This is a genomic window from Pelorhabdus sp. sgz311002 (genome assembly GCF_056134285.1).
The window spans coordinates 96,762-116,365 of sequence record NZ_JBWBCL010000007.1; the positions used below are offsets into that span (position 1 = coordinate 96,762).

At 42.9% G+C, this 19,604-nt stretch carries 20 protein-coding genes and 1 riboswitch; of the genes, 19 read left to right on the forward strand and 1 reads right to left on the reverse strand.

What is annotated here, in order from left to right; all coding sequences use genetic code 11:
• Positions 1-66 precede the first annotated feature (66 nt).
• The 5 genes from metA to AC0NJP_RS11850 all read left to right on the forward strand — a co-directional run bounded on the left by metA (position 67) and on the right by AC0NJP_RS11850 (position 4,163).
• A complete protein-coding gene (gene metA / locus AC0NJP_RS11830; RefSeq protein ID WP_474699917.1) occupies positions 67-1,023 on the forward strand; it encodes a homoserine O-acetyltransferase MetA in 957 nt (318 codons plus the stop codon).
• Between the two features lie 118 nt (positions 1,024-1,141).
• The gene (locus tag AC0NJP_RS11835; protein WP_474038845.1) at positions 1,142-1,597 is read left to right on the forward strand and encodes a MarR family winged helix-turn-helix transcriptional regulator; all 456 of its coding nucleotides are present in this window, start codon (positions 1,142-1,144) and stop codon (positions 1,595-1,597) included.
• A gap of 24 nt (positions 1,598-1,621) precedes the next feature.
• Positions 1,622-2,110 carry a GNAT family N-acetyltransferase gene (locus AC0NJP_RS11840; RefSeq protein ID WP_474699918.1) on the forward strand — a complete coding sequence of 163 codons (489 nt, stop codon included), beginning with the start codon at positions 1,622-1,624 and terminating at the stop codon, positions 2,108-2,110.
• 21 nt (positions 2,111-2,131) lie between these two features.
• The gene (locus AC0NJP_RS11845; protein WP_474699919.1) at positions 2,132-3,067 is read left to right on the forward strand and encodes an AEC family transporter; all 936 of its coding nucleotides are present in this window, start codon (positions 2,132-2,134) and stop codon (positions 3,065-3,067) included.
• A 112-nt stretch (positions 3,068-3,179) separates the two neighbouring features.
• On the forward strand, positions 3,180-4,163 hold the full coding sequence (locus AC0NJP_RS11850; protein WP_474038842.1) for a bile acid:sodium symporter family protein: 984 nt from the start codon (positions 3,180-3,182) through the stop codon (positions 4,161-4,163).
• A 99-nt stretch (positions 4,164-4,262) separates the two neighbouring features.
• Here the strand turns inward: AC0NJP_RS11850 and AC0NJP_RS11855 are convergent, their stop codons facing one another.
• On the reverse strand, positions 4,263-5,183 hold the full coding sequence (locus tag AC0NJP_RS11855; protein ID WP_474038841.1) for an AEC family transporter: 921 nt from the start codon (positions 5,181-5,183) through the stop codon (positions 4,263-4,265).
• A gap of 264 nt (positions 5,184-5,447) precedes the next feature.
• Between AC0NJP_RS11855 and AC0NJP_RS11860 the strand changes: the two genes are divergently transcribed.
• The 14 genes from AC0NJP_RS11860 (at position 5,448) to AC0NJP_RS11925 (ending at position 19,591) form a co-directional block, all read left to right on the forward strand.
• Entirely contained in the window at positions 5,448-6,221 is a 774-nt protein-coding gene (locus AC0NJP_RS11860) for an IclR family transcriptional regulator (RefSeq protein ID WP_474699920.1), read from the forward strand.
• Positions 6,222-6,308: 87 nt separating this feature from the next.
• On the forward strand, positions 6,309-7,373 hold the full coding sequence (gene buk, locus AC0NJP_RS11865) for a butyrate kinase (protein WP_474038839.1): 1,065 nt from the start codon (positions 6,309-6,311) through the stop codon (positions 7,371-7,373).
• A 54-nt stretch (positions 7,374-7,427) separates the two neighbouring features.
• Positions 7,428-9,206: an indolepyruvate ferredoxin oxidoreductase subunit alpha gene (iorA, locus tag AC0NJP_RS11870; protein WP_474699921.1), complete on the forward strand. Its 1,779-nt coding sequence runs from the start codon at positions 7,428-7,430 to the stop codon at positions 9,204-9,206.
• Between the two features lies 1 nt (position 9,207).
• Positions 9,208-9,780, forward strand: a complete 573-nt coding sequence (locus AC0NJP_RS11875; protein WP_474699922.1) for an indolepyruvate oxidoreductase subunit beta — start codon at positions 9,208-9,210, stop codon at positions 9,778-9,780.
• Positions 9,781-9,829: 49 nt separating this feature from the next.
• Positions 9,830-9,916, forward strand: a riboswitch (cyclic di-GMP riboswitch).
• Positions 9,917-9,976: 60 nt separating this feature from the next.
• On the forward strand, positions 9,977-10,231 hold the full coding sequence (locus AC0NJP_RS11880; protein WP_474699923.1) for a hypothetical protein: 255 nt from the start codon (positions 9,977-9,979) through the stop codon (positions 10,229-10,231).
• A 152-nt stretch (positions 10,232-10,383) separates the two neighbouring features.
• Complete coding sequence (locus tag AC0NJP_RS11885) at positions 10,384-10,650, forward strand: hypothetical protein (RefSeq protein ID WP_474699924.1); 267 nt, start codon at positions 10,384-10,386, stop codon at positions 10,648-10,650.
• Between the two features lie 48 nt (positions 10,651-10,698).
• Positions 10,699-11,259 carry a hypothetical protein gene (locus tag AC0NJP_RS11890; RefSeq protein WP_474699925.1) on the forward strand — a complete coding sequence of 187 codons (561 nt, stop codon included), beginning with the start codon at positions 10,699-10,701 and terminating at the stop codon, positions 11,257-11,259.
• 279 nt (positions 11,260-11,538) lie between these two features.
• Positions 11,539-13,467, forward strand: a complete 1,929-nt coding sequence (locus AC0NJP_RS11895) for a serine protein kinase (RefSeq protein WP_474699926.1) — start codon at positions 11,539-11,541, stop codon at positions 13,465-13,467.
• 38 nt (positions 13,468-13,505) lie between these two features.
• Positions 13,506-14,687 carry a sporulation protein YhbH gene (gene yhbH, locus AC0NJP_RS11900; RefSeq protein WP_474699927.1) on the forward strand — a complete coding sequence of 394 codons (1,182 nt, stop codon included), beginning with the start codon at positions 13,506-13,508 and terminating at the stop codon, positions 14,685-14,687.
• Entirely contained in the window at positions 14,680-15,978 is a 1,299-nt protein-coding gene (locus tag AC0NJP_RS11905) for a SpoVR family protein (protein ID WP_474699928.1), read from the forward strand. Before yhbH ends, AC0NJP_RS11905 begins: the two co-directional genes overlap by 8 nt.
• Positions 15,979-16,100: 122 nt before the next feature.
• A complete protein-coding gene (locus AC0NJP_RS11910; protein WP_474038830.1) occupies positions 16,101-16,961 on the forward strand; it encodes a response regulator in 861 nt (286 codons plus the stop codon).
• Entirely contained in the window at positions 16,952-17,419 is a 468-nt protein-coding gene (locus AC0NJP_RS11915; RefSeq protein WP_474699929.1) for a chemotaxis protein CheX, read from the forward strand. Before AC0NJP_RS11910 ends, AC0NJP_RS11915 begins: the two co-directional genes overlap by 10 nt.
• Before the next feature lie 206 nt (positions 17,420-17,625).
• Positions 17,626-18,309: a response regulator transcription factor gene (locus AC0NJP_RS11920; RefSeq protein WP_474699930.1), complete on the forward strand. Its 684-nt coding sequence runs from the start codon at positions 17,626-17,628 to the stop codon at positions 18,307-18,309.
• On the forward strand, positions 18,299-19,591 hold the full coding sequence (locus AC0NJP_RS11925; RefSeq protein WP_474699931.1) for a sensor histidine kinase: 1,293 nt from the start codon (positions 18,299-18,301) through the stop codon (positions 19,589-19,591). Before AC0NJP_RS11920 ends, AC0NJP_RS11925 begins: the two co-directional genes overlap by 11 nt.
• Positions 19,592-19,604 lie beyond the last annotated feature (13 nt).

The following is a 19,604-nucleotide window of genomic DNA, read 5'->3' on the forward strand; positions in this document are numbered from 1 at the left end:
GCTTAACTGGCAGATAAAGCCTTTTGGATATCCGCAGGTGTAACGTAGCAGAAGGGAGCGAGAACTGTGCCAATAAAAATACCTAATAATTTGCCGGCTGTCCCCATTTTAGAAAAAGAAAATATTTTTGCTATGGATGAAGATCGAGCCTATAGTCAGGATATTCGTCCGTTAAAGATTTTGCTGCTCAATCTTATGCCAACGAAGATCGTTACAGAAACTCAATTTTTGCGCTTACTAGGCAATACGCCGCTGCAAGTTGAATTTGACTTTTTATATACAGCGACTTACGAACCACGCAATACACCCCATGAGCATCTTGTCAAATTCTATGAGACCTTTGAGTCGATCCAGCATCGTAAGTATGATGGCATGATTATTACCGGAGCTCCTGTGGAACAAATTCCCTTTGAATCAGTAGAATACTGGGAGGAACTTTGCAAAATTATGGAGTGGAGCAAACGCAATGTCTATACAACGCTCCATGTTTGCTGGGGAGCTCAGGCTGCCCTATACTACCATTATGGGATTCCTAAATACTTGTTAGACCAGAAGCTTTTCGGCGTTTTTCCGCATAAGGTCAATCAAAAAGAAAAAATGTTGTTTCGCGGTTTTGATGATATTTTTTATGTACCTCATTCCCGACATACGGAAGTGCGCAAAGAAGATATTCTAAAGGTTCCGCAGCTCTCGATTCTGTCTGAATCAGACGAAGCGGGTGTTTATGCTGTAATTGACAAAACCTATCGCCGTTTATTTATTACGGGCCATTCGGAGTATGATCCGTTGACCTTAAAGGCCGAATATGATCGTGATATTACACAAGGCCTTTCCATTCAGGTGCCTGCCAATTATTATCCTGGCGATGATCCGACGCAGGAACCGATTGTGCGTTGGCGCAGTGCGGCAAACTTGCTTTTTGCGAACTGGCTGAATTATTATGTATATCAAGCCACTCCCTATGATCTAAATCGGCTGCCGCACCTTGAATCATTCAGCGGTTTGGATGGTGAAGGAATTTAAGTAGGGTTACTTTGGCATTTCTGTCACGCTGCAAGTTAGTGAGGCAGTTTTTTTTATAACAAAGTAGTTGAAATTTCAACTACTTTGTTATAAAATAAAGCCTAAAAGGAGGGCTACTATGGTCAAACTAGACAGTCCTGTTTTACGGGAAGTAGGCGCGTTAGCACGGTGCATTCAGTCAATTAGCGATATTCGTTTTCGTGATTTGAATTTACAACGAGGTCAATTCGTGTTTTTAACACGTATCTGCGAAAATCCGGGCATTCACTTTGCGGAATTATCGCAGATCTTAAAAGTCGATAAAGCAACGACGACAAAAGCCGTACAAAAATTAATGAAAGAAGGCTATGTTGAAAGACGGCGCGATGATCAGGATAAGCGGATTTGGCATTTGTATCCGAGCGAAGCTGCGCTAAAAAACTATCCTTTGATTATGGCCGAGGAAAATCAGCATATTGCTAGCTGCTTTAACGGTTTTACTAAGGCTGAAGAAGAACTGGTTTGTCTTCTTTTGGCGAGAATGCGCCAAAACATTGAAGTCGATTGGCTGCAGTTGAAATGTGGTAAAGAATAGTTCTTAGTAAAGGGAGCGATTTTTATGAATAAATTTGTTATAGTACCTTATGAAGCAATTTATAAAGAAAGAATCATTGCGTTAATTTTGGCGATTCAGCAAAAGGAGTATCAGATCCCCATTAGTCGGGCTGATCAGCCTGATTTAGAAAATGTTCCGGAGGTATATCAACAAAACAAAGGCGGTTTTTGGATCGCCTTGCACGAAGAACAGGTGATTGGCACGATTGCTTTGATCGATATTGGGCAGGGACAAGGCGCTTTGCGGAAGATGTTTGTACAAAAGGAAGCCAGAGGCAAGGCCGTCGGCGTTGCGCAGGCGCTACTTGATCATCTGCATGCTTGGGCCAAGCAGCAAGGATTGCGTGAGATCTACCTTGGCACAACAGAGAAGTTTTTAGCAGCTCATCGGTTTTATGAGAAAAATCAATTTCAGCAAATCGATAAAGTGGATTTACCGCCTAATTTTCCGATTATGGCAGTAGACACACGGTTTTATCAATTGGCGCTGTAAAGCAGCGAAGGAGTTGGCTTTGTGGCAGAAAAATTATTTTATGTGCTCAGTGACTTTTTTTTGCCCTTACTGGTCGGGTATTATCTAAGAAAAAGCCATAAAATGAGTGAAACGGCCTGTAATTGGCTGGTGCGGTTTAATATAATTGTCTTTGGGACACTTTTATCGGTGCTAAGTTTTTGGACTTTACCGCTGAATTGGCAGTTAATGTGGCTGCCGCTGTTCGGAATTTTGCTGAGCTTGATTCCTGGAGCTGCGGCCTATCCCTTTAAACGAACTGCCACAGGCCATTTTCGCGGCAGCTACTTAGGTTGCGCCATGTTATCTAATATTGGCCTACTTGGCGGTTTATGCGCTTTCTTTCTCTATGGCGAACAAGGTTTTGCCTATATTCAAATTATGGCTTTATTTCAAAACCTCGTGTTCTTTTTAGTGTGCTTTCCTATGGCCGACTATTTTAGACGCCGTGATGATGGTGAAGCGAAGAAGGGCGACATCGCTTGGCGTTCCTTATTTTTGAACTGGAACCAACTTCCTGTTGCGGGTCTTATAGTAGGAATGGTTTTATATGGTGTGAGTGTGCCGCGTCCGCCTTTGCTGGGCGATTTTTTTGCAGCAACGATTCATATTTCTACCTGGGCGGCGTTGCTTCCAGCCGGTTATTCCATTCGTTTTTCTCAAATGCAGCAATATTATAAAACAGCAACAGGCCTTATCCCGATCAAATTTATTCTTACGCCGTTAGCTGCTTATGCACTCGCGCAGGGGATTTTTAGTGATTCTGTTATACTGGGATCTATTTTAATTGGCGCCAGTGTTCCCACTGGGATTAATGCGATTATTTTAGCTCGCTTATACGATTTGAATTTACCATTGGCAGGGGCTGCTTTTTTTGTGACAACATTGATTTTTTTATTTCTAGTCTACCCCTTATTGTTTTGGGGGCTTCATAGCTAAGTTGGTAGTGGCAGGAAATTTTTTTCTGGGCTAAGCCTTGCTTTACAGGGGGGCGAGTGCTACACTTCTTGACATGAAGCTTCGTGCAGTTCGCTTTTTGGGAGGGAAACGTATGTTAAATCATTTTTTTATGCGCTGCAATCAGTTGCTAGGGAAAAATATGATGTTTATTATTTTTTTCGGACTAATTGCCGGTACATTTATACCAATAGCTGATTCAGCTTCTTTACGTGCTGTAGTGATTGGTCTTTTTGCCTATATGACTTTTGTGACTGCGTTAGGGACGAGTTTGAAGGAATTTCTTGGTATTATTCGTAAGCCCTTTGTCCCCTTGTGGGTGCTATTTCTTGTTCATGTTATGGCGCCAGTTACAGCCTGGATTGTCGGTACGGTTTTTTATCCTGATGAGCCGCTGATTCGCCTAGGCTATTTAGTGGGAGCGGCGATTCCGATTGGCGTTACTTCGATTATTTGGACAGCCTTGGCAAAGGGGAATGTGGCGACTTCGCTTGTTGCTGTAACGTTAGATACCTTTATTGTTCCCTTTGTATTACCGCTGTTCTTTAATCTGATCGTTGGTCAGACTGTTTCCATTGATTATTTACAGATGATTGGCCAGTTGGCCTTAATGGTTACGATTCCTAGTCTTATTGCCATGGTCATTCATGACTGGACCAAGGGGGCTGTCGTGAACTTTTCTCAAAGTTTTGGTGGTGTGACGGCGAAAATCGGCATGTTTATTGTAACTTTTATTAATGCGTCCATGGTAATGCCACAGATTCACTGGGATGCTTCGATTGTGAAAACTATGGGAGTTACGTTGCTTGTAGTAGCCACTGGCTATTTCGTAGGCTTTTTAGGTTCTTTTTTACTGAAAGACCGCTCGCGTCAATATACGCTTACCATGATCTATAGTGTGGGGATGCGCAATAATGCTTGCGGGCTTGTTGTGGCTTTAACGTACTTTCCGCCGCCAGTGGCGATTCCCATGACGCTTTCGATCCTATTTCAGCAGCCCTTGGCTTCGTTGATTTCTTCGTTCAGTAAACGTTTGGGGGCAGAAAAAACGGTAAAACCAGTTCAGGCTAATTCCTAAGCCAGTATATTATATTTAACAAAAAAGCTTTTTCACTTTTGGCGAGTTAGAGCCACAAGCGAAAAAGCTTTTTTCATTTATTATTGCCCTTTAAAAGTTTTAATTAATAAGACTTGTTCCGGTAATCACCCAAACAAGGGCGAAACTGATTACAATGGTCATATTCGCTACAGCGCCGACAAATTTCTGATCATAATGAAATTCAATAGCAAAAGGGATCACTGCTGTAGCAATTGGCAGGATGAGGCCTACTAACACGGTGTATTTGAATAGTTCGCCAAACGGTGCAATAAAAAAGATGGCTAGTCCCACAGCTAATCCAATTACATAGCGAAAAGCAAGAACTTTGCCAGCTTGTTTTATATGACTGAGACTAAAGGAGAAACTGAGGTAGACGCCCAACAGTAAGAGAGACAGCGGACCGTTCGCTTTGGCGATTAGACCGGTGAAAGCAACAACAGGCTCCGGCAGCGTAATTCCTAGCAGCGCAATAAAAAAGCCAGCAAGATAGGACATAAGCGGCACGGACTTAGATAGGCGCGTAAAAATTGTTTTTACGTCAAGGGAACTGTCGGCAACTGAATAGTGATTAGCTAATAAGTAACAGAGCCCGAAGGTAACTAGAGCGTTGCCAATATCAAACATGCCAAAGTAGGTAATTCCTTCCTGACCCCAAATTACTTCAATAAGTGGATAGGCAAAAAGGCCGATATTGAAGCCCGGAAGGACCATCGACATGATGCCCCGGGTCGAACGAGCCTCGCGTTGAAAAAATAAAATACCTAACAGCGCCATAAGACAGCCGTAAATGAGGCTGAAAGCCGAGAGAGAGAGCAGTGAATAGTCAATCGTCACTTTACTAAACGTCGTAATAATTAAAGCTGGCAAAGTCACATTAAAGACGACACGAGCCAAGGCTTCGCCGTCGCTTTGGCGGATCAGTTTAACTGTTTTTAAAAAATAACCAAATAAGATGACGAGCAGGGAAATAAATAGTTGACTGGTTACTGAATCTGACATGAGAATCCCTTCATTTCTTCAATAAAATAAGCGGGTGCGTCCCGCTTCTCATCGTTGAGGTTCTTAGATTGGCTACATTCTAGCATGTTTATCCGGTCTTTTCAATGGATTTAGGCTCGATTTATTAAAGTAAGTTTACTGTGAATTTTCTTGAATGTCTTACCAGAGCTTGTTATAATCAATTACAAAGAATAAAAAAATATATTATTGTTAAGATGAGTCTTATATATCGAATGGGAGGATGGGGGTTTTATAGCAATCACTATGGAGCGACAAAAGGGAGAAACGATTTTATCATTACATAAAGCAATAGACATTCTAAGTTTGCTGCAGCAGCAGGGAATGCCCATGGGAGTCACCGAAATTGGTCGCACTTTAGGTATGAATAAGAGTACAGTGCATCGAATTTTGGCAACCTTGGAGCAACGAGGTATGGTACAGCAAGACGCTGAGAATGGGCGATATTGGTTAGGCTTAAAACTCTATTCTTTAGGTATGGCCGTGAGTGAAAATATGCCGCTTAAGGCCGTGGCTTCGCCCTATATCCGGGCTTTGTCGCAGCAGTTTAATGAAGTGGTGCACTTAGGCGTTCTTGATCGAGCTGCCAGTGTAGACCCCAGGTTTCTTATTGTTGATAAGATTCAAATTCAGCAGTTTTTAAATATTACTCCTTCGATTGGTTTTGGCGCACCTTGCCATTGTTCTGGTCTGGGGAAATGCCTACTTGCCTTTACTCCCAGTGAGTATGTAGCGACTTTTACTGGCGCCGCCTTATCACGTTATACGGAAAAGACGATTATTGATTGGCCCAGCTTGTTAGCGGAACTTGCTTTCATTCGCCGTCAGGGCTATGCCATAGATGATGAAGAACTGGAAGTGGGGTTAAGCTGTATTGCAGCGCCGATTCTTGCTAAAAATGGGTTGCTTATTGGGGGCGTCAGTCTTTCAGGACCGACTTACCGAATCCAAGCATCGCAAGCAGAAATGATTGCAGCGGTGCAGGAGACGGCTCAGAAAATTTCGCAGCAAATTGACTAATTTTTTTTCAGAAAAAACCGGAACGTTGTATCGTAATGCGGAACGAATTATTTATACGCAATCTGGACTTGAATAAGGAGGATATATATGAAACGTATTTTAGCGATTAATCCTGGAGCGACTTCGACTAAGGTAGCCGTTTTTGATGATGAAACGCCTATTTTTAAAGAGACAATGGAACATCATGGCCCGGAAATGGAAGCGTTTTCACGTGTGGTTGATCAATACCTTTATCGCATGGAGCTGATTCGTAAAACTCTAGAAGCAAACGGAATTTCTCTAAGCAGTATCGAGGCCGTTGTTGGACGTGGGGGATTGTTAAAACCGCTGGAAGGCGGGACTTACCAAGTGAATGAAGCGATGGTTGAAGATTTGCGTCAGGCGGCGCGAGGCGAACATGCTTCAAATCTGGGTGGTGTTTTGGCTTATGGTTTTGCTCAGGAATTAAAGATTCCCGCTTTCATCGTCGATCCGGTTACAGTCGATGAATTAGAGCCTGTAGCGCGTATTTCAGGAATTCCTGATTTGGAGCGTGTCAGCATGGCTCACGCTCTAAATATGAAGGCGGTAGCGCGTAAAGTCGCTTTGTCCCTTGCTAAGCCTTATGAAGAGTTAAATTTAGTTATTGCCCATTTGGGAACGGGGATTTCTTTGTCAGTTCATCATAACGGACGAATGATCGATTTTATCGATGGCAAAGAAGAAGGCGCTTTTGCACCGGACCGTTGCGGCGGTTTACCGGCAAGTCAGCTTGTGAAGCTTTGCTATAGCGGCAAGTATACCTATGAAGCGCTCAGAGATCGTTTATTTGGCAAGGGCGGTTTTTATGCCTATCTTGGCACGAAGGATCTGCGTGTTGCTGAAGAACGGGCGAAAGCAGGCGATAAAACAGCACAACTTATTTTAGAAGCCTTTACTTATCAAGTTGCCAAGGATATTGCGGCGTTGGCGTCGGTGGTGAAGGGCAATGTAGATCGCATTATTTTGACTGGCGGAATTGCTTATTCCGAAGCGGTTGTTGGCGCTATTAGCGAACGCGTTGTATTTATTGCTCCCGTAGCAGTTATGCCAGGAGAGGAAGAATTGGAATCTCTTGCCTCCGGCGCTCTGCGTGTACTGAATGGGGAGGAAAAAGTTAAAATTTATGCCTAGTTTGTAAGGACATTTTTTATTGATAAAAAGCTAAGAATGACAGGAGGAATTTATGTGAAAAAGTTGCTAACAGGCAATGAAGCGGTGGCGCAAGGCGCTTATGAAGCGGGCGTCGTTTACGCAGCCGCTTATCCCGGTACGCCTAGTACAGAGATTTTGGAAAATATTGCTCAGTTTAAAGGGGACATCATTGCGGAATGGGCGCCAAATGAAAAAGTCGCCTTCGAAAATGCGATCGGCGCGTCTTTAGGCGGCGGGAGAACCTTGGCGGCCATGAAGATGGTCGGGGTGAATGTAGCAGCTGATCCGCTCTTTAGTTTTGCCTATTCGGGTGTCAATGGCGGCATGGTACTTGTCAGTGGCGATGATCCTGGCTGTCATTCCTCGCAAAATGAACAAGATAATCGGTATTATGCTAAGTTTGCTAAGGTGGCTATGGTGGAGCCGAGCGATAGCCAGGAAGCAAAAGATATGGTTAAAACAGCTTTAGAGATTAGTGAAACCTTTGATACTCCTGTGCTATTCCGTATGACGACGCGCGTTTGCCATAGTAAAAGCATCGTGACGTTAGGAAAGCGGAGTGAAGTCGTTAAAAAAGCCTATGTTAAAAATCCCGCAAAATATGATTTGGTCCCGGCTGTAGCGAAAAAGCTGCGTGTAAATTTGGAAGAACGGCTGCAGACTTTACAGCGCTACGCGGAAGAGACGCCGTTAAACTATATCGAATGGCACAGTAAAAAAATCGGGATTATTTCCTCGGGGATTGCTTTTCAATATGCCAAGGAAGTTTTTGGCGAAGATGCTTCATATTTAAAACTTGGTTTTACTTATCCGCTACCGCTCGAAAAAATCCGTACCTTTGCCGCTGCCGTTGATACGCTCTACGTCGTGGAAGAGCTTGAGCCTTATTTGGAAGAGCAGATCAAAGCAGCTGGCATTGCTTGCATTGGTAAAGCGAAAATTCCTTATACCGGTGAATTAAATCCTGATATTGTCGCACAGGCGCTCCTTGGTAAACGTCGCGAGATGATTTCTTATGACGCTTCCGTTGTAGTAACGCGTCCGCCGGTTCTTTGCGCGGGCTGTCCTCATCGCGGGTTCTTTTATGAACTGGGAAAACGTAAGAATGTAGCGATTATGGGCGATATTGGCTGCTACGCTTTGGGCGGCGGCGATCCCTTAAATGCCAAAGATGCTGCCAACTGTATGGGCTCTGCTCCCAGTGTGGGGCATGGTCTGCAAAAGACTTTCCATTATTTTGAGGAAGATACGCGAGTAATTTCTACAATCGGCGACTCTACCTTTTTCCATACTGGTCTTATGAGCTTGATTGATATTGTTTATAATCGCAGCAATACAATTACTTGTATTCTTGATAATCGAATTACTGGTATGACGGGCCATCAGGATCATCCTGGCACTGGTTATACACTGCAAGGGATGCCAACGAAAGCGCTTGATATTGCTTCTGTGGTAAAAGCCATTGGCGTGGATCATGTCAAAACCATTAATCCTTTGCGCCTTGATGAAGTCAGTGAAGCGCTCGATTGGGCCTTGGCCCTTGACGAACCTTCGGTCATTATTACACGTTGGCCTTGCGTGTTAAAGAAAGCATCGCCGCAAGATCACGAAGAATTCGGCGACTATTTGGCAAAATGCAAAATCGATCAAGCGAAATGTATCGGTTGTAAAAAATGTATTAAAACAGGCTGTCCAGCCCTTCGTTTTGATAAGGCGGCGAAAAAGAGTTCGATCCATGCGATGCAGTGTGTAGGCTGTGAGGTTTGTGCGCAGGTTTGTCCGGTACAGGCGATTGCCAAGGAGGGGAAATAAGATGGCGACGAAAAATATTTTATTAGTAGGCGTTGGCGGCCAGGGAACCATTTTAGTGAGCAAGATTTTATCTACAGGTCTTATGGCTGCCGGCTATGACGTAAAAATGTCAGAAGTACATGGCATGGCCCAACGCGGCGGCAGTGTGAGTACCCAGGTTCGCTATGGTGAAAAAGTTTATTCACCCATTATTGGTAAAGGCGAAGCCGATATTCTCGTATCTTTTGAGCAGATGGAAGCGCTGCGCTGGTTAGATTATTTAAAGCCTGATGGCAAAATCGTTGTCAATGATTATCAGATTCCCTCAGCGCCGATTTTGAATGGAAAGTGCGATTATCCTACAGGCATTTTAGAAACTTTACAGGAGAAAGCGGCAACGACGATCGTAGCTGCAGAAAAGATAGCCCTTGCGCTGGGCAATGGTCGCTGTATGAACGTTGTTTTATTCGGTGCTTTAGTCAAGGCGATGGACCTTACCACAATCCATTGGGACGAAGCAATGAAAGAACAGATTAAGCCCCAGCTTTTTTCAATCAATCAGGCCGCATTTCAAGCTGGGTTAGAGACAGTCTGATAGTTGCCAAGCCTTAAGGGGCATGGTATCATAAGAAAGAGTCAGCAAAAGAAAACGTCGGCAAACTTATCGAAAGGTAAGGACGCAAAGCTTTGGATCTAAGGACAGATCTGTCTATGAGCGCCAGGTTGCAATCAATTTGATGAGCAGCCTGGTTTTTTGTTGCTTAATTTAGGCAAATAAGGAAGGGTTTTACATGTTACAATATTTGGCCCAGCTCTTGGGCCGTTGTGAATGTTGCGGCCGTAAGGCTACGCGGCGCCTTGAAATGTATAACGATGGGCAGAATAAGTCCAAAGGGCATTATTATTGTGAAAGCTGCCTGAGTGAAGGCCTAAATCAAGCTGTTTCAGGCGAGTTTTTATCTACAGGGAAAAAATTCACCTTATTTCATTCTGCGAATGAATTGGAACGAGCTGGTATTTCCTGTACCAACTTTTTACAGAAATAGAACAGGAATAAAAAACCGTCGCGGTAAGCTTACGACTACACGAATGCTTACTGCGGCGGTTTTTTATTCTAAATAGAGGATTTGATCGGATTTTAGCGAAAAAGAATAAAAATAAAGATTTTCAGCCTGCAAGTAATGAGTGAGGTGCCAGGATGCGCTATTGTATTTTTTGCGGTGTAGAAATACCGAAAAGTGCTTTGTTTTGTCAGATCTGCGGCAAACGACAACCAGATCAAACGGAAGAAATGGCTGAGGCGGAAGCGGAAGCTGTAGAAACTGAGTTGGTAGATCCAGCGCCGCCGACTGGGCTGGCTGCTTTTTTGGCTTCGCCCAAAAAATTGGTGATTGCTGGAGTTGGCGCTTTTGTCGGGCTAATTATCATAGTAACTTTTGTTATTGTTGTTGTAACGAAAAAATAAGCGGTCTTTCAAATCTGTATAGATTGGATATTTCGGAGGAGATTAGCTATGTATTGTCCTCAATGCGGTGTGACCATAAGTGTGGAAGGAAATTTTTGCGGCAAGTGTGGCAAGGATGTGGCCTATCTAACACAATCAGATAAACAGCCAAAAGCTGCCGTCCCTGCTTCGCCCACAGAAGAACTCGCCTCACCAGTACCAGAGACTACAGCGACGGATGGTTTGGTTATTACAGAAGCCGAAGTAGCAGCGGCTGCAAAGGCGGCTGAAGAGTTGTCAGGCGAAGGCGGTGACTCAGCGAAAAAAGCGGACGAAGCTTCAGAGCAAGTACCAGAGCCAAAACCGTCGCAAGTGGGTGCATTGTCTGGCGGTAGCGCCGATCATAAAAAGCCTGCTGTCGTTTATTTTTGTAACTCTTGCGGTACGGCTGTTTTTGCTGAAGATAGCTATTGCTACGAATGCGGCAAAAAGACACAAAAAGAATATTATTGTCAACAAGCTGCCGGTTTTACGAAGAAGAAGAAAGTTCTATTTGGCCTTATCGCCCTTACCGCTTTTTTTGGTACGGCATGGCTGATGTATCATTTTGCTAAGTCTTGGTTTCATTAACTTATTGCTTTGTTCATAATAATAGATGATATTGCCGTGATTGGTGATTCGCGCTATTTACGTTTGAGGCATGATTTAGTTTTGCTATCATAGTATATTTTAGTATATTTAAAATTTTCTTTATCAGTATTCATGTTATTTTGTTATAGACATTGATAAAAAAATCTGCTATATTAAATCAAATGGTAAGCCGTGTCTTCTCTGAAGGGATAAAAATTCTTTTAGCGTGATGGCTTATCATTTTTTTATTATAATTGCATGCAAAAAGGGGGAGAAAGTATGGCAAATTTTGATTTCGTCAGTCTGATTAAGCAAGATCGGGTAGAGAGAAAGCACGAGCATTTTTCTGGCACGCTGCTTGATTATCTGAAAATCGTAAAAGAAAATCCGAAAGGAGTCATGCTAGCTCATCAACGCATGCATGAACTACTAACAGCGCCAGGTGTTGATATTGTAAGAACAGAAGAAGATCCGCGCTTGAAACGGATTCACGGCAATGATACGCTGCGGCGTTATCGTTTTTTTGAGGATCAGTTTTTTGGCATCGATAAAAGTATTATGAAAATCATGCGTTATTTTCACTCTGCAGCCATGAAAGGTGAGGAATCACGGCAAGTTTTATATTTAGTGGGGCCTGTAGGTGCAGGGAAATCTTCTTTGATGGAAGCGTTAAAACGGGCCTTGGAGATGAGTCCGCCGATTTACACTCTGGAAGGCTGCCCAATGCGGGAGGAGCCGCTGCATCTAATTCCTAAACATTTACGACCTCAATTTGAAGAAATTCTTGGTGTTAAAATAGAGGGGGATTTGTGCCCAGTATGCCGTTATCGTTTGAAAAATGATTTTCATGGTGAATATGAACGATTTCCTGTAACTGTGGCTGAGTTTTCCATCCGTTCCCGCAAGGGCGTTGGTGTAGTACCGCCAGTTGATCCTAACAATCAGGATACCTCGGTGTTATCTGGCTCTGTCGATATATCAAAAATGGATTTATATCCGGAAGACGACCCGAGAGTGCTAGCTTTAAATGGTGCTTTTAATGTGGGCAATCGCGGGATTGTGGAGTTTATTGAAGTGTTTAAAAATGATGTAGAGTATTTGCATACGATGATTACGGCGACACAGGAAAAATCAATTCCATCGCCAGGCAAAGGCTCGATGATTTATTTTGACGGAATTATTTTAGCTCACTCCAATGAAGCGGAATGGAATAAATTTAAGTCAGATCATACGAATGAAGCGATTTTGGACCGGATTGTCAAAGTGGAAGTGCCCTATTGTCTTGAACTAGACGAAGAAGTAAAAATTTACCGAAAAATGCTTAATAATAGTGCTTTTTCCGCTCATATTGCGCCACATACCATTGAGATGGCTTCGATGTTTGCCATTTTGAGCCGACTCTCTCCTTCAGCCAAGATTGATCCCTTAAATAAGCTTAAGATTTATAATGGCGAAGAAATTGTAGAGAAGGGCTCTACCAAAAAGGTCGATATTTTTGAACTCAAAGATGAGGCGCAACGGGAAGGCATGACTGGCATTTCTACTCGCTTTATCATGAAAGCGATTGATACGACTTTATCGGAATCTGAATCGAACTGTATCAATCCGATTGCGATTATTGATACTTTGATTAAAGCAGTTAAAGAAATGGCTATTGGCGATGAAGAACGAAAACGCTATCTTGGTTTCCTCCAAGACACAATTAAAAAAGAATACAATAAGCTCTTAGAAAAAGAAGTGACGCGGGCTTTCATTCATGGCTATAAAGAACAGGCTGAGAGCCTTTTCAATAATTACCTCGATCATGCCGAGGCGTTCGCTAATTCATCAAAGATCAAAGATCCCCACACTGGCGAAGAGCTAGAACCCGACTTGAAATTTCTGCAGTCTATTGAAGAACAGATCGGCATTAGCGGTTCTGCTGCCGCCGGTTTTCGCCAAGACGTAACCTCGTATATGTTTTCGTTGCTGCGAAGCGGCGGCAAGATTGAATATAAAAGTTATGAGCCTTTAAAAGAAGCGATTGAAAAGAAATTGACGGCTTCGGTAAAAGAGTTATCGCGCGTTATTACAAAAGCCAAAGTACGTGATAAAGAACAAGACGGTAAGTATGATGCGATGGTCGAGGAAATGAAGCGAAGCGGTTATTGCGATCATTGTTGCAATGTGATTTTAAAATATGCCGCAAATAATCTCTGGAAAGATTGATTTTTTGAATTTGCATGACAGGGGAGGGGAAGGGCGCCATGGCTGTCTTTAAGGATGGTAGCAAGGCTAGTTCCGATCGTTCCCAATGGGATCGCAAGCGACATCGCGAACTGGTCGAAGAAGCGATCAAAAAGGATCTTGGCGGCATTGTGGCCGAAGAGAGTATTATTGGTCAAAGCGGCAATAAAAAAATAAAAATTCCCATTAAGGGAATTAAAGAATATCAATTTATTTACGGGAAAAATACGCCAGGAACTGGTTCAGGTACAGGCGGTGAAGCGAGAGGTCAGTCGATTGGTAAGACAAAAGAGGGTCAGGGAGAAAAGATCCCTGGCCCAGCTGGCAGCGACGCAGGGGAAGATATTTTTGAAACAGAAATTACTCTTGATGAGTTAGCAAATTATCTTTTTGAAGATTTGCAGCTGCCTGATTTAGAACGGAAAAAGTTTTCGCAACTGGAAACGCGTCATAAGCATAAACGTTCCGGTTTTCAGAAAAAAGGAATTCCGCCGCGGTTGGCTAAAAAAAGAACGCTTATTGAAAAAATTAAGCGCCAACAGACAAGCTTACGGGAAGCCGACGTTGCAGCAGGGGAAGAAGAACGGCTGCGAATTCCTTTTCGGGAAGAAGATCTTAAATATCACCGTATTAAAGAGGATGTTGATTATCACTCTAATGCAGTCGTATTGTGCATTATGGATACTTCCGGATCGATGGATCAGACACGTAAATATCTTGCTAGAAGCTTTTATTTTCTCTTATATCAATTCGTCCGCTACAAATATGAACAGGTCGAAGTTGTCTTTATTTCTCATTCCACCGAAGCTAAGGAAGTCACAGAAGCAGAATTTTTTCACAAGGGGGAGTCAGGCGGTACCTTTATTAGCAGTGGTTATAGCAAGGCCTTGGAGATTATTGAGCAACGCTATAATCCATCGATCTGGAATATTTATGCCTTTCATTGTTCCGATGGCGACAATTGGTCAGAAGACAATGCGAAAGCGATTACTTTGGCCAGCAAGCTTTGTGATATTTGCAACCTCTTTGGGTATGGCAATGTGGGCGCGCCACAGTGGGGCAGTACGATTCAGGACGACTTTGCCAAGAAAGTAAAAGCGCCGAATTTTGTAATGGCCTCCATATTGACTAAGGATGATATTTGGCCGTCTTTCAAAAAAATCCTAGAGAAAGAGCAAGCAGGGGGGGAGGATTATGAATGATTATACCTTAACAGAGCTTGCAACCTGGAATGAGAGCATTGAAAGGCTTGTTCAGGAAATCGGTCTTAACACTTATGAGCAGCATTTTGAATTGTGCAGCTATGAGGATATGCTTTGCTACGAAGCCTATGTGGGGATGCCGTCCCATTATCCCCATTGGAGCTTTGGCAAAGCCTATGAGCGGCAGAAAACTTTTTATCAATATAATCTGACGGGCCTGCCTTATGAAATGGTCATTAATTCCGATCCTTGCATTGCCTACCTCATGCGCGATAATACGTTGCTATTGCAAATTCTTACGATGGCTCATGTGTACGGCCATAATGATTTTTTCAAAAATAACCGTCTTTTTACACAAAATACACGAGCCGAATATACGATTGAAATGTTTAAAGCTCATGCGGATCGCATTCGCAGCTACATTCAAGATCCCACGATTGGTCCGACAAAAGTGGAGCGCATTTTGGATGCTGCTCATGCTCTAAAATTTCAAATTCCCCGCACTATTTTACCAAAACGATCCCCGGAACAACAAGCTGAAACCGCCGAAAAAACTGTACTGGATTCGTTTCATCATGATTTGCTAGGCTTTTTAGGCGAAAAAGGCAAACTGAGTGAATGGGAAAAAGATTTAGTTCACATTGTAAGGGAAGAGGCGTTGTATTTCGTTCCGCAGATTGAAACAAAAATTATGAATGAAGGGTGGGCCAGCTATTGGCATTATCAGATTTTGCAAGAACTGGATTTGCCGCAAAGTCTCCACCTGGAATTTTTACAGCGTCACAATTTAGTGATTCGGCCCCATCAGGGGCGCATTAACCCGTATTTTGTTGGGTTTAAGATCTTTGAATATCTTGATAAGCGGGACGGACGCGAGTCACTTATGGCGATTCGCCAGGACGAGCGTGATCAGTCTTTTCTACGGCGCTATCTGAATGAAGAATTATGCCGTGATCTCCACCTCTTCACTTATGAGGCAAAAGGTGAAAATTTTGTCGTAAGTGAGGTCGCTGATGAACTAGGCTGGCGCAACGTGAGAGATCAGCTGGTTCATTCAGTGGGAATGAGCGGAATTCCCTTCATTTACCCTATCGATATCGAAAAAGGCACTTTGATTTTAGAACATGATTTTGATGGTCGCGAGCTTGAGCTAGCTTATGCGCGGCAAACTTTAAAACATATTGTGGAACTTTGGGGCAATTCGGTTGCATTGCATACTGTTTTATCAGGTAAAAAGTGGGAGATTGTTTGTAGCGATGATCAAAAAATTGCCGAAAGGGAAATTTTTTGATTCTGCTAATTCCTAATTTAGTGCTTTTTTGTCGAATTTTAATAGTTAACTATTGCCACTTTTTCCTAAGCGCGGTATACTCCAATTAAGGACTGTTATATTAGTTTTAGAGGAGTGATGTCATGTCCGTAAGAGTATTAATTGTAGATGATTCACCTTTTTCACGAACGATTATTGCTGATACTTTAACAGATGCTGGCTATGAAGTCGTTGGCGAAGCAGATTCATTGGATGAACTGTTAAAAATTTACTCAGAAGAGAAACCCGATATCGTAACAATGGACATTGCCATGCCGGAACATGACGGTTTTGATTGCAGTCGGGCGTTGCTTCGCGAAGATCCGAAAGCGAAAATTGTTTTACTGAGTTCAATGAAAGATGAAGAAACGGAAACCGAAGCGAAACGAATTGGCGTTTCCGGTTATGTACAAAAGCCGATCGAGGCAGAAGCAATAACCAAAGTAATAACGAATATTTTATCGCCTGATTCACTCTTTCTGCAATTAAAGGAACGCGCTTTAGAAACCTTCCAAGAGGCTTTGGCGCAAAATATTACGCGCATGACAAAAAGTCCGGTTCAGTTTGCCAAAGAGGAAGGAAAAGAAAATCAATATTCTTCCCAGGGAATTACGACAGTCATTGGGATTATCGGACAATATTCTGGTTCGATGATTATGGATATATCAGAGGCAACGGCAGGGGCCATTGCTGAAAAAATTCTTAAACGGCCACCGAAGGGAAAAGAGGAAGTATTGGCTATGGTTGCCGAGCTTGCTAATATTATTGCGGGTATTGGCTGCTCCATGCTGAACAAGAAAGAAAAGGCCCTTGGCCTTCGCGTTTCGCCGCCTAGTATGTTCCACGGCAATAATACGGAGATTATCAGTCCTACCGTAGATATGGAAATCGTAATTGCCGAAACCGATTATGGCAAAGTGATTCTCGGTATTGGCTTTAAGAAAGGGTCGGTATTATGGATGTAAATTTAATTAATCCAATTTTAGCAGCATTTGCTGAGATTTTACCGCAAATCGGCCTGCAAAAAGTCGAGAAGAAGGGGATCTCTTTAGTCGGCTCCACTTTCAGTTATGAAGGCGTTCTTTTGAATATTGCCGTCATTGGTTCGATTAAAGGCGTGATTTTGATCGGAATGGATCTTGAATCTGCTAAAAAGTTTGCTTCGAAAATGATGATGGGCATGCCAGTTCCTGAATTTGATAAACTAGCGCAAAGTGCTGTATCGGAAATGGGCAATATGGTTTGTGCGAATGCTTGTACGCAATATACCAAGATTGGCATCGAAGGCTTGGATATTTCTCCCCCGACGATGATGATCGGTCAAAGTGGTCAGGTTACCTTATCGGTACCAAAAGTCATTGTAATTGATTTTGTTGTGGATGATGAGATTAAAATTAGTATGCATTTAGGTTTGGAAAAATAATATAGTGTGATTACAATGAGATACAGGCGCTTAGTGAGAAAAGCTAAGCGCTTTTTTTGCGGTTTTTTGCAGAATGATTTGCCGCTAGACAGTAGTCTATTATGCTTTGATAATTTACAGCGACAGGAAAAAGATGAAAATAGTAGAATTATAAGAACACAGAACAGGACGATAATTTTTTACATGGACGTAACGGACAAAAGAAGGTGTCCCGATTGAATTTGTTATTAGTTGAAGATGATGAAAAATTGTTAGAAACTTTGGCACATCTTTTGCGAGAAGTTGGCTATTCTGTTGATTTGGCTCGCAATGGGAAGAGCGGAGCGGAAAAGGCCTTAATTGGCGATTATGATGTAATGGTTCTTGATCGTATGTTGCCCGAAATGGATGGACTGGCTTTATTAAAGGAAATTCGGCAATGGGGTAAAGATATGCCAGTCTTATTTCTAACAGCGAAGGATTCGCCGCAAGATCGGGTAGAAGGTCTTGACGCTGGCGCTGATGATTATTTAGTGAAGCCCTTTTTTACGGAAGAGCTGCTCGCCAGACTTCGCGTGTTAACTAGGCGGAAAGGAAAGGGCGCTGTTGGCGAAGTGATTGAAGTGGCGGGGTTGATTCTAGATCCTTTGCGCAATGAAGTGAAAAAAGACGATCAGTTTTTTCAACTAACAGTCAAGGAAGTAGCGTTACTAGAACTTTTGATGGTTAACTACAAGAAAGTTGTAACCCGTGAATGTATTATTGATAAAATTTGGGGCTATAATTCAGACATTGATGTAGCTAGTATTGATGTATATATTCACTTTTTGCGCAAAAAACTCCATTTGAAAAATATTAAGACAATACGCGGCGTCGGCTATTGCCTGCAGGAGGCGGGGGATGTTTCATAGACTTCGTCTTAAGTTGACCTGCATTAATGCTTTTATTATTTTTAGTTTGTTTTTGTTACTTATGGCTGGTGCCTATATGTTTGTTCAATGGGATATGGAGCGACGAACCAATGAAGTTGCCAATCAGATGATCCATGATATTCAATCAGGTTTTCTGACGGATGACTTTTCCCAGCGACGACCGCCCGAACATTTTGATGGTGCCCCGCCGCCGTTAGCGCCATTAGGTCCGCCGCCGCCGGGACCGCCCCAGGGGAAAAATTTTTTCTTTGCCGTAGAAGCGGCTGGGGGGGAGTTTTTATTTCAATCTTCTGGCGCCTTAGAGCAAGACAAGATGCTGCTATTAATTAGGAAAGTAAAGCAAGAAGCTTTCGTAACTGGGCAGTGTTCTTTGGATCAGACCATGTATTCCTATTGGCAGGACTCCATTCCACTCTATGGCGCTTCGCCAGAGGCAAAGCTTTTTTTATTCTATGATTTATCGCATGATCGACATGTGCTGCAGATGATATTAATTACCTTTTTGTCTGTGGGAGCGCTTTGTACACTCTTGTCGTTTGGGGCTAGCTTTTTTCTGGCGAATCGGGCCATGGTGCCCATTGTGAAAGCTTGGCAGCAACAGCGGGATTTTTTATCAGATGCATCTCATGAACTCCGGACACCTTTGACGGTGATACAAACGAATTTAGCTATTTTGGCGAGAAATCAGGATTGTACGATTGCTAGCCAAAGCAAATGGTTTGGCTATATTCGAACAGAGTGTGACGCAATGGCTGAGCTCGTGAATGGTCTACTCTTTTTGGCCAGAGCAGATGCCAATCAAAATATATTAGACTGTCGTTCCTTTGATTTACAAGCGACAGTACGGCGTGCTGTGCTGCCCTTTGAGACGCTTGCAGCGGAAAAAGAAATTGTTCTTTCGCTGCAGGCAGAGGAAGCGGTTTCTTTCTATGGCGACGCCGGGCGATTGCGACAGGTTATTACCATTTTACTTGATAATGCTTTGCGCCATACGGCGTCGGGTGGGACGATTCACGTTACCTTGCAAAAACAGTCGGACCAATTGAGGTTGACAGTCAAAGATAATGGGACGGGCATTGGTGAGGAACATCTTACTAAAATTTTTGACCGTTTTTATCAGGCCGATCCATCACGTAATGCTGGCGGCGCCGGATTAGGTTTGGCTATTGCGAAATTGATTGTAACAAGTCATGGCGGTAAGATTTGGGTTGATAGTGAATTAGGGCAGGGAACTTTATTTATCATCGAACTTCCTTCTTAATTTGATTTTAAGA